The organism is Psychrobacter sp. 1U2 (assembly GCF_051847575.1).
This window is the reverse complement of the sequence record NZ_JBPYDC010000934.1, coordinates 1-767: the sequence shown is the minus strand read 5'-3', so window position 1 is coordinate 767 and position 767 is coordinate 1. Positions and strand designations below refer to the sequence as shown.

The 767-nt window shown below is 40.7% G+C and carries 1 protein-coding gene; it reads left to right on the top strand.

The window, feature by feature from the left end; translation table 11 throughout:
• Window positions 1–197 precede the first annotated feature (197 nt).
• The gene (locus tag ACS8FD_RS19645; RefSeq protein WP_439261282.1) at window positions 198–608 is read left to right on the top strand and encodes an OsmC family protein; all 411 of its coding nucleotides are present in this window, start codon (window positions 198–200) and stop codon (window positions 606–608) included.
• The last annotated feature ends 159 nt before the right edge of the window (window positions 609–767 follow it).

The window sequence follows — 767 nt, the reverse complement described above, 5'->3', positions numbered from 1 at the left end:
ATGGTAGTGTGGCTCCGGCCATGTGAGAGTAGGTCATCGTCAGCTCTCTATTCCTAAAAAGCCCCCACAACAACGTTGTGGGGGCTTTTTTTTGTCTGGGATTGGGTAGGGCTTTAAGGAATAGCTACTGGTCATTGCTGCTGCATTCTATTACACTATTTCTATATTTAAGTTAACTTCCTTAGAAAGGATAGAGTATGACAACATCAAAAGTAACCTACCAAGGCGACCTACGTACTACTGCCATACATTTGCAATCAAACAATGAAATCATTACTGATGCTCCGACTGATAATCAGGGTAAGGGCGAAGCATTTTCACCGACTGATTTGCTAGCGACCAGCTTAGCCAGTTGTATGTTGACGATTATTGGTATCAAAGCGCAAGATATGGAAATTGATATTGCAGGCACTACGGCTGAAGTGACCAAAGTTATGGCAGCTGACCCCAGACGAGTCAGTGAAGTTCATGTTGCTATTACCTTTAATCAACAGCTTGATGAAAAAACACAAAAGATATTCTATAACACCGCGCTCATGTGCCCGGTTGCGAAAAGTATCCATCCTGATATCATGCAAAAGGTGACTATTGATTCTAAAGAATATTAATTCTAGAAACTAGCACAAGTGATTTTCGATGATGTTAATCGTGTATATCTCGGTACTAATTTGGTGTCAAAGCCGTCGATACAGTGACTGATGTTGTAGCTACTATTGAAGAGAGTCAGTAAAGTGAATATGATCATTATATTACCAAGGCAGCTTGTG